The sequence below is a fragment of the Vibrio sp. M260118 genome, assembly GCF_036533755.1.
In the GTDB taxonomy this organism is placed as follows: Bacteria; Pseudomonadota; Gammaproteobacteria; order Enterobacterales; family Vibrionaceae; genus Vibrio.
In genome coordinates, this window is record NZ_JATABG010000113.1 from 1 (window position 1) to 9,638 (window position 9,638).

11 protein-coding genes and 1 pseudogene are annotated in these 9,638 nt (G+C 42.7%); 3 read left to right on the forward strand and 9 right to left on the reverse strand.

Annotation, left to right across the window (positions count from 1 at the left end):
* Nucleotides 1-69 precede the first annotated feature (69 nt).
* Entirely contained in the window at nucleotides 70-243 is a 174-nt protein-coding gene (locus QTO00_RS08895; protein ID WP_331424359.1) for a hypothetical protein, read from the forward strand.
* 165 nt (nucleotides 244-408) lie between these two features.
* On the opposite strand, the gene QTO00_RS08900 is transcribed toward QTO00_RS08895, so the two are convergent.
* From QTO00_RS08900 to QTO00_RS08910, 3 genes are read right to left on the reverse strand one after another with little or no spacing between them, the layout of a single operon-like run.
* Entirely contained in the window at nucleotides 409-678 is a 270-nt protein-coding gene (locus tag QTO00_RS08900; RefSeq protein WP_331424360.1) for a hypothetical protein, read from the reverse strand.
* 17 nt (nucleotides 679-695) lie between these two features.
* Nucleotides 696-989: a hypothetical protein gene (locus QTO00_RS08905; RefSeq protein ID WP_331424361.1), complete on the reverse strand. Its 294-nt coding sequence runs from the start codon at nucleotides 987-989 to the stop codon at nucleotides 696-698.
* A 56-nt stretch (nucleotides 990-1,045) separates the two neighbouring features.
* Nucleotides 1,046-1,756, reverse strand: a complete 711-nt coding sequence (locus QTO00_RS08910; protein ID WP_331424362.1) for a hypothetical protein — start codon at nucleotides 1,754-1,756, stop codon at nucleotides 1,046-1,048.
* Between the two features lie 465 nt (nucleotides 1,757-2,221).
* Here QTO00_RS08910 and QTO00_RS08915 point away from each other — a divergent pair, with 465 nt between their 5' ends.
* The gene (locus QTO00_RS08915) at nucleotides 2,222-2,626 is read left to right on the forward strand and encodes a hypothetical protein (RefSeq protein ID WP_331424363.1); all 405 of its coding nucleotides are present in this window, start codon (nucleotides 2,222-2,224) and stop codon (nucleotides 2,624-2,626) included.
* Between the two features lie 36 nt (nucleotides 2,627-2,662).
* On the opposite strand, the gene QTO00_RS08920 is transcribed toward QTO00_RS08915, so the two are convergent.
* The 6 genes from QTO00_RS08920 to QTO00_RS08945 all read right to left on the reverse strand — a co-directional run bounded on the left by QTO00_RS08920 (nucleotide 2,663) and on the right by QTO00_RS08945 (nucleotide 8,647).
* On the reverse strand, nucleotides 2,663-5,287 hold the full coding sequence (locus QTO00_RS08920) for a DUF3987 domain-containing protein (protein WP_331424364.1): 2,625 nt from the start codon (nucleotides 5,285-5,287) through the stop codon (nucleotides 2,663-2,665).
* A gap of 70 nt (nucleotides 5,288-5,357) precedes the next feature.
* A complete protein-coding gene (locus QTO00_RS08925) occupies nucleotides 5,358-5,630 on the reverse strand; it encodes a hypothetical protein (protein ID WP_331424366.1) in 273 nt (90 codons plus the stop codon).
* Entirely contained in the window at nucleotides 5,620-6,159 is a 540-nt protein-coding gene (locus QTO00_RS08930; RefSeq protein ID WP_331424368.1) for a hypothetical protein, read from the reverse strand. The genes QTO00_RS08925 and QTO00_RS08930 overlap by 11 nt, the downstream gene beginning before the upstream one ends.
* A gap of 2 nt (nucleotides 6,160-6,161) precedes the next feature.
* Nucleotides 6,162-6,341 carry a helix-turn-helix transcriptional regulator gene (locus QTO00_RS08935; RefSeq protein WP_331424369.1) on the reverse strand — a complete coding sequence of 60 codons (180 nt, stop codon included), beginning with the start codon at nucleotides 6,339-6,341 and terminating at the stop codon, nucleotides 6,162-6,164.
* A 118-nt stretch (nucleotides 6,342-6,459) separates the two neighbouring features.
* Nucleotides 6,460-7,233: a hypothetical protein gene (locus tag QTO00_RS08940; protein WP_331424371.1), complete on the reverse strand. Its 774-nt coding sequence runs from the start codon at nucleotides 7,231-7,233 to the stop codon at nucleotides 6,460-6,462.
* 166 nt (nucleotides 7,234-7,399) lie between these two features.
* Nucleotides 7,400-8,647 carry a tyrosine-type recombinase/integrase gene (locus QTO00_RS08945; protein WP_331424373.1) on the reverse strand — a complete coding sequence of 416 codons (1,248 nt, stop codon included), beginning with the start codon at nucleotides 8,645-8,647 and terminating at the stop codon, nucleotides 7,400-7,402.
* Nucleotides 8,648-9,089: 442 nt separating this feature from the next.
* On the opposite strand from QTO00_RS08945, the pseudogene QTO00_RS08950 reads away from it, so the two are divergent.
* Nucleotides 9,090-9,638: pseudogene (locus QTO00_RS08950) on the forward strand (GGDEF domain-containing protein); the annotation flags it as partial.

Here is a 9,638-nt window from a genome sequence, read left to right on the forward strand (position 1 = left end):
AAAACTTTTTCAAGATAACAAAGCCATATGCTACTGTGATAATAACAATCGAAATATGGAGAAAGCAAAATGATCGAAGGTGCATTGATTGGTGTTGGATTATTCGTCTGCGTGCTGGTTGGCGCTGGCATTGCACGATGGAAGCTAGGCAGAATGGATTTGTTTGATGTTAATGACAATGAGCCTTTAGCCGATCGCATGGCTCGTGTGAAGAAAGACCGAGAAGATAAAAAGCGAAAATAGAAAAAGCCCCATTATTGGGGCTTCCACAATCACTCAACAACTAAACCGCCTATCTGGAGCTGGCTGTCATTTTGGTAGCACGCTAATTCACGCCCTAGCTGATACCCCACACAAACTGCAACCAATAAACCAACTGATAAAAGTATTTTGCTTTTCATTGTTCACCTATTTTCTAAATTGAAATCTTAAATCATTAATCACACTGACTTGTGATTTAGGCGGCTTGAGTGAGTTAACCAACTTTTGCGCCTCCGCCCGCATAGCCTTGTAATCTTGAGCGAGTAGGTAGAATGGATCGCTATACGGAAGACCGGCAAACACCGCACCGCCAAACCTTGATAACCAGTAACGTGGGCGCTTCGTGTGATAATCAGCCGCCACTGCTCGCGCTAAATTATCTAGTTCTTGAGAAGTGAAAAAAGTTTTAATCTCCATGCTCGCCCCTTCGCTATTTACTGTGCAATATTGCGCATTGTTTTTAATGCGGTTATTGAGGTTCGCAGTGACCTAGCAGCCTTTAAGGTATCAAGATCTTTGTCGCCTTGCTGTTTCAGCTTCTTAGCTGCGTTTATTGCGAGTTGTGCCTCGCTCAATGGCTTACTTTGTGGAGTTGACCACGATTGATAAAGGGCGATCTCTGCGTCCAATTCTGCCGCTTTTACGCGTAACTTCTCGGCTTGTTGTTGAAGTTTTGGAATGCTTGCGATTAGTTGTCGCCTTGCTTGTTCCGGTGTTATTGAATACATGGCTTTACTCCAAAGAAAAAACCGCCACAGTGGGGATAGGCGGCTAGGTTTGGGGGTTACATTACATCGTCGGCATCCATGCGGGCAGGCTTACCAGAAGTGTGGTTGTGCGGCTCTGGTTCATCGCAGCGATCTGTATGAGTTGACTCTCGTAGGTCTACCACATAAGACTGAATAGGGCTTTTTTCTTCAACTTGAACAGGCGCAGGATTTAAGATCTCGTCAGCGTTAGCCTTTACGTGGTCAAGATTAGCTTTTGCCGCTTCTAGTTCCTTTGTTGCCTTAGTTGTTTCGTATGCAGTGTGTGGTTTGATTGGCTCAAAATTACCGAAATGCGGATTGTAGGATTGGCTATCCATGTTAACTAGATCGGCTACGTGGTGAGACGTTGCGTAGAATTTCCACGCCTTTACGATTTGCGCGGCACTTAGCTTGCCACCGTTGCCAGCTTGCGACATTGCCTCCAGTGTCTCGATAAGCTCTTTTAACTGCTCATTAGCCTTAACCGCCAGTGCATTAACTTGGCTAGCTTCTGCTTTGGTTCGTTTAAGGTGCGTATCTGCTTTATCTACCTTTGATTGTGCATCACCAATAAGCGCGTCAATTTTTGCTTGATACTCGGCTTCTGCTTGCTCTAGTTCTAGCAATTCACGCATAGCGTTTGCTTCTGCTAGTTGTTTAGCGCGTTGCTCGATAGGTGTTGATTTATCAGCTTTGATGCCAGTGATAGCCGCTGCGATTTCTTGTAGTTTAGTTTTGAAATTCATATTTTAAGCCCCTTCAATTTGTCTGTTAATTATACCAAACGAGATCGACGCACTAAACGATTAATTGAGTTTAAGTTATTGTTTTTAATATCATTTAGTGTGTAGTTAATTAACTAAGGTATGATAAAACCGTAAACCAATGGAAACCAAAAAATAGTTTCTTGGGGATTGGCAATTATCTGAAAAATGTGGGTTTTACGGGGGTTGCGTGTTGAACCTCACAAACGGAAGCATATCTAAATTACTGCCTTTGTATGTGGTACTATTCTAGTAGAGCTTCATTGACTGCGAGAGGCAAGCACCTCAGGCAAAACTGCCTTGAAATGAATCATAGTTTCCAGAACCTAATTGTTTTGATGGTAGGCGGCTCGCAGTGAGGTTTCAAAGCGGAAAGGCAAGCAATGACACAAGTTTAATCAATCGTTTAACCTCGTGCGTTACAGCACGATAAACAAGGCGGCACATATGACTAATAAACCTATGTCAGAACAAAGGTTAATGAAAGTAAAAAAGGTAGCTGAGATTGTCGGCATTACAGCAACGGCATTGCATCGGTATATTAAAAAGCGTTGCCCATCTGCTAAGACTGGGACACTGGTTGATCTCTGGCATGGCTCAGATAGCGAGGGCGAGGATACTACCGTTCCAGCTGGGGAAACCAAGTTTTGCGACTACCTGATCGAGCGTGGTGTTGATCCATGGCTGCCACATATCCCAATTGCTACAGAAAGACGTAATCCCCAAGCTATGTTGGGCGTTAGCCAGTCTCAAGACTCTATCAATAAGCTCAAGAACAAACAGATCATGCGTGAACGCGAATACGCTCGACAAGCGATTGATGAACTGGACACAAGTTGGGTTGAGGTGTGACAAAAAGACGGGATCATTTCTATCCCGTCTGGTGTGTTAATTATTCAAGTAGCTAGGATGAACAAAGTATTGAACTAATGCTTTTCCTTTTCCTTTTGGTGGTGTCGTTACTTCTTGAATATATCCACGCTCAATAAGTGCCTGTAATGCATTTTCACGGTTTTCTATCGACGTCAGACCTTTCCAATCTCGCTTACTCAACTCTGCTTTAGTGAAGCATACGCCTAGTTTATCTAAGCGTTCAACCAATAATTTAGCTGGTGCTAGTTCTTGCTCAACTTTAAAGAAAGTCATAATTCGCAAAGCATGAGCCTCTAAATAAGTCATCCATTTAATAGCACGCTCTAAATGCTCAATGCCGATCTTATTACTTGGCTCTGGTGATTCACCCACCAACGTAGAACCACATTCATTAAGTAAGTGAAATACTAATGCCAGCTTTGCACAAAGAGCCGTATATTTACCTAACATGCTTTGTAGTTGGTTACTGGCTGACTTTTCACGCTTCACCATGTTAGATGCGTATTCCGTCCATAGTTTCTGCGCCTCACTATCAAAACTGCAAACTAAAGGCTGATCCGCTTCTCCAAGATAGGCTAAGGCTTCAAACACTGATTTAGCGGTCATTTCTGCCATGATGTTAGGTGCTTGGTCTACATATTCCATGCCGTGAAAATCTGGGTAAACCATCATTTGTAATAGTCGCTCTAATAAACCATCGTCACCCGTTCCGTTCTCTTTTCCTGCTAATAGTGGGGTGATCTTAGCTGGTTGGATGCCGCCCATAATTGAAGCAATTACACGATCAAGCTCTATATTCTTTCGAGTCACACGCTCTTGGCTGTATGAACCAAAGCCGTTAAACGCTTCCAAATAAAAACCACGTTCGTGTTGTCGGTCTGCTCTATCCATAGCTAAAAGCCATGCGCTTAGCTCATCTCGAAATACCAACACGCCTAACGGATTTTTCTCTAGTCGCATCGCTAACGCTTCACTGGTTGAATCATTAATCACCACATTGCGAACCTTTGGCGGCTCTGGTGTTTGGCGCTTCGCCTGTCTTTTGATTTCTAACGCCTTGGCTCTGTCACCTGCCGCTAATGCTTCTTTTGCTTTGAGCTTGGCTTCTTCTTCAAGCTCTGCCGCTAATTCAATCTCTAATTCGTAAATATCCAGCTTTTCAGCGTTGAGTTTATCTATAACTTTTTTTTGCGCGTGCTCTAATAACTTACGCCCACAGCCTAAAGATGGGGTTTTCTTCGTACTTGGCTGACCAACTGCGCCACCCCATAACGTAGGCACTAACCGCCAGCCTGTATCCTTTTCCTTTGGCTGAATTTCGCATGAGCCACCGATAAGCGCACCCGCGGCAATAACGCAACTAATAGCCGCATAATCAATCGGTGCTTTATCCATTCTATATGCATGATCAACTACATACGCCCTTAGCTGCTTAGGTAGTAACTCATCAGCGTTAAACTCTGGTACTGGTCGCAATTGAACATTAAACGGCTTCGGTTCTTCCCACACTAACTGATCTTGCTGTGCTGTTAAGTCTCTAAATTCATGTAACTCTGCCACCTGCATTTGTGCGCTGTTCCCATCATTTGCAGCCATAAATAAACGTTGGTTGTGAGTATTAATAGAAACCCCGTTTTCATTTTTCAGCTCATCGCCTAGCTGTTTAAGTGCCGCTTCAAAATTGCCGTTGTGTTCATAGTGGCAATACAGATCGAACTTATCTCTGCTGTATCCTGTTAATGGATCGCTTGTATGGCTTGAAACATAACGCCCGTTTACATCATCACGATAGGAAATAAACACGCCAGCCATGCCGCTAGTGCTTTGGGGGTGTAACCATTTCTTACCTCGTTTTTTATAGCCATATTTAGCTAATAAAACTCTCCAATCGTTCAACTGGTTAAATGTATCAATAGGGGATATTTGCCCCATAGAAAGGCTAATATTTCTCGGCTTTGCTGCTGTGGTATTTGCTGCTTGTTCTTCGATCTCTTTTGCTTGCTCTGCTGCCAATAAAGCCGCTTGCTGTGCAAAGTAAGATTGAAAAACGTCCAGCGGTTCGCCTCGCTCAATCTTGAATTGATAATGGTCTTTATTGAAATAGCTTAATGCTGGTAAATAGCTAATCTGCTGGCTTCGGCTGGTGCAATCATCACCATCTAATGAGATAACTAAAGCCGCTTGCAGTGCCTGCCAGTGATCAAGGTCTACCGCTTGAGCAATTGGAACAACCACACGCCAGCGTTTATCCTCTGGCTTGCTGCTCATCGTTGAATAGATGTAGTAACAGTCTATTCCATTACCTTTAAGGTTGGCTTCTATCGCCTCTAGTAGGCTGTCACCATCATCAATATCAGCAACCAAGCAAGTGTAATGATTGTGTTTTTCTACCGCATCCTTTCGCTTGCTGGTCGCCACATCGGACGGAAGAAACCAAGGGCAATTGGATTTAGCTTGTCTTAATTTGTTATTCGCATCGGGTTTGAACTGGCTTAGATCTGCTGGGTTCTCGATAGCATGAATAAGGTCATTCAAATTAATAAGGGTGAAACTATCAGTTTCATTATGATTTGAGCCAGTAGTAAACTGCATTTCTAAATTCACGAACTGACTTAAAATAGATGAATCTTGAGTCGTCATAGACTAATATTTCCTATTGAAGATGGTTAACGGTTTCTGTCGCCAAACTTCTACCGCTAACCAGATTTACCTAAAGAGCCTGCTGTTTTTCAGTGGGCTTTTTGCTATCTAACAGTGTACGAACTTGCTTTTTAGGTGTGTTCGTGTGGCTTGCAATCATTTCTATAACCGCTCTTTGCTTTGACTTTGATAACGTCCAGAAAAAGCCGTTTAAAATAGCTTTGTTAATGTGAACACCTAGATCATGCATCTTAGATAAAACGCTAGTATCTGATTGCTGAATCCATTCTTTATGCTGCTGATTGAAAGCATGTGTTCTCGGTCGTGGTGGTTTAGTTATCATTGAAGCCTCCACACTTAATACAACCGCCATAAAACAGATCGCTAGCTAGCTGTTCATAGTCACAATGACTGCAATTTTCTAGCTCTGGTTTTTTCTGCTTTGCGTGTAGCTTTCGATTTACTGCTTTCACTCGTTTAAGCGTCCACTCGTAACCATGCTGCTCTATTGAACGTTTAATATTCCCTTCGGCTCTGTCCTTTCGCTCCTTATCCAGCTTTTGCTTTAATAGCTTTTTCTGGGTGCTGCGGTTGCTTAGTAAGTCATGCAATCCGCTTTTCGTCATTAGGTGTAGAACCTTGTTACCTTTGCCCGTTTTGGCTGATTCAATAGGGATCAAATAATCAAGTCTCAGACTGCTGATTAATGCATCCTCTTTGTCTACTTGCTTGCTGGCTGTCTCTCTGCCTGCTGGCTCGAAAGTTTCACCATTCATCAGATCAATAAGCGTTTTCAGCTTATCCATTGGCATTTGTCGAACCTCGCCCCATAGTTTTGGCTGTTCGATCATCAGGGAATCAACTGTGAACATAATTAAGCTGCTCCCTGCTGTTCTAGCCACTCTTTCAGGGTTTCAGGCTTCCAGCCTAGTGTTCTGTTCCCTAACTTTATGCCCTCGGGAAACTTCCCATCACGCACCCAAACCCACAGAGTTCGACGGTCACGGTTTAGAAACTCACACATTTGAGTAATTGAAATTAATTTATCAGGCATACACTTAACTCCTTTTGTCTCGTTGCGTTGTGTATGCTGATACTTTAGCTATCGGGGTCTTATTCTTGTATTCGTGGTTTTAGCTAATTTTTAAGAGTAAAAAACCGAACATACGCACCTAAAGAAAATCGGAATATATAAGGTGAATAGGTGATTTAACCGCGCGTTCATCGCCATACTTTTGCATTGTTCTAGCTAGTTCTGTGGATTCCACAAAAATGCTTAACACTCGATATAGTGGTGCATCGCCTCCTTTGGGAAGCAACCTAGATTGTGTCGTGTGAAATATACGGACTAACAATGTAGCTATGATGCAAACAAAGCTATCAATTGGTTCTTTGAGATCACGAGGCTCTAGTTTGTCTAGTAGTTTGCCCACTGCCATAGATGCAGCGTTATAATGGTCACGCGCTTCTTTTAGTTTCAGCAAATAGTTTTCTAACGGTTCACCATTTATTGTTTCGTTGGATTGCAAGATCTCTAATCTATGCTCTAGACCATTGAATAGTTTTTGATATGCCTTATCTGCCCTATTGAACAGATTCTTTCCTTTCTTTGTATCTTTGGCTTGCAGATCGTGGTTATTAGATACTTCATCAAAACTAACGGGGTATTCATATCGAATATGAACAAGCCAATGTTTGGCAATCTGAACAACCAAGAAAGCTGAACCAAGCATTTCACCTATGTAGTTCTCACTTTCAACTGCTAAGTTATCGTAATCAGATCTTTGTTTTCCTAGCTCCTCATAGGCTGCTAGCGACTTGCTTTTTAACTCATCAAGCAATGCCTGTTCTAAATCCTTAAAACTCTCTACTCGATAACTCTCAAATTCCAAATTGAAAAAATCAATTATCTGCTGCTTGCCTAGTTTGTAGTTCTGCTCTGCCACTATCAGCCCTCCAAGTTTGAAATAAGTGTGATTAACTGCGAGCGAGTTAATAAATGGGAAATGCGCTTTATGTCATTTAGTGATATGTTTGCTTTCATACTGATTCACCTTTGCTTGTGTGTCGGTTGAAACCCCGTGATAGTTGGTAGCTGCTCGGGGTTTTCTTCTATTTAAAATTAATGACGTTCGTCAATTCTTCTTCAATACCATTTAGCTTTGATTGCCAAAGGTTTAACGCTGATCGTTTCTGCTCAAGATACTGCGCCCTGTTATAAATACCGTGAACGCCCCCAAGCGTGTGACCTAGTAGTGATTCCGCTATGTGTGGCGGTACGTCCATTTCGTTTAGGTTGGTTGATAGTGTTCTGCGTAAATCGTGCAGATTCCATTTATCATGGTCTAGTTTTTTGTGTAGCAGTCCACCCCATGCCGCCACTGCTGGCGATTGTTTCAGTTCACCTAGTAAATATGGGCTTTTTGCTTTTTGGGCTTGTTCAATGAGCGTTTGAATATATTTTTTTAGTCCGTCTGGGATGGGTCTAACAATATCGCCACTCTCACCGCGCTGCTGCGCTTTCTTGCCTACCTTGTTATGCTCTGCTGGCACTGTCCAAACCATAGAATCTAAGTCCCATTCTTTGATCTGGCTTAATCTCACCTCTTGAGTGCGAGCACCAAACGAAAGCAATAGCTTGGCTAATTGTGCGTAATACCAATTACTTTTAATGTTGTGACACCACGCCCAAAGGTCGCTAACTTCGGACTGGCTAAGAACTCGGTTTTTCTTTCCTTGTCGTTCGCCTGCATCAGTTACGGTTAAATCATCCAGTGCGTGAGTAGTCGCAAAGTGGTGCTTTCTACAGTAGATAAGTGCCTGCTTAACATTCACGAAAATATAACCGGCTGCTACTGGTGCAGCTCTGTAGTGTTTACCCTCTCGAATATCATCAAACACGCTTAACCAGTGGCGTGTAGTAACTTCCTCTAGTGGTAACTCACCGATAAACGGGAATATGTGTCTCTCGAATTGCTGGCGGTGTTTATCTGCATTAGAGCGATTCTTATCAGCAAACTTATCTAGCCAATACTCTAGGGACTGGCGAACCGTTGCGGCTTCACGGATTTTTAGGCGGTTAATCTTTAACTCTGTTTTAGGATCTCGACCATCAGCTAACCATGCTTTGCATTGCTCGGCTTTCTTTCTCGCCTCACCTAATGACAAGCTGCCTTTAGGGTTGTAATTCCCTAGTTTGCATTCCGTATCTTTGCCGTTGTACTTGTAGCGAAAGTAAAAGGTAACTGTCCCACCACTGAACGCTTTAACATGCAGACCTCGCCCATCAACGTGTTTTGTAGGTCTGTCTTTGTCGTGACCTTTCATTAATGCGCGTAGCTTTGAATCACTCAATGGCATTTCTAATACTCCAAACCTAATAAAAACGGTAAAAACGGTAGAACGGGTTAGCCGCATAGTTTCAAAAACTGGGTAATCGCTACAATGATGCAAGCAAGATAAACACCCCACTAAACGCCCCGTTTTTGCTTAATACAAACTAGGATAAAGTGGGACAAAAAGAAATGGAATAGACAGATAAACCATTGTGAGAGCTTGGTTTGCTATGGATTAAAAAAGATAAGGCAAGACAAGCCTAGATTGGTATGTAGTTAATACGGCATGAACTAATCATTCATACTCTATTTTGAATTTAGGAAGCCGAGTTTACACAAGTAAACTCGGCTTTTTTATAAAAAGCCGTTAGTTGCACAAATATTCAACATAATGTGATCTATTACGATTGCGAAGAGTAACGTGGTCGATATAATAACCGATTACGTTTAGGTTTGGATTAATCCATATGGTTGATATGCAAAGGGATGAGTGGCTGAGTCTTATGCTCCGCGAGCTACCTGATCGCCTGTTGATCATCGATGAGCATGGGCAAATCGTTGATAGCTTTGGTGAAGCAAACCCATCAACCCTAAACGCTACTGATAGATATCTCAATCGTTCACTCGATGAAATCCTACCTGACGATATAGCGCAAGCACTCCAACTGCACTGCCAAAAAGCCTTAACAACAGGTCAGCGTCAAACACTTCAGTACTCAATGACGCCTTGCCAGCAATTACTACTCTCTATCGAAGAGCTGGAAGCTGCAAATGAGCAAGATGAGCGCTGGTTCGAAGCTATTCTTAAGCCAATTACCCTCTCAAGTGGGGTGAAGTATGTTCTGTGGCAAGAGAAAGAAGTCACCAATGCTCACCTGCATCAAGTCGAACTGAAAAAACTTGCCGAGACTGATGAACTCACCGGAATCCTGAATCGACGGGCCTTTATGCTTAGGTTAGAGCGTGATTTTGATGCTCCCGAACAGCAACATCTCTCTTGCTTGATGGTTGATATT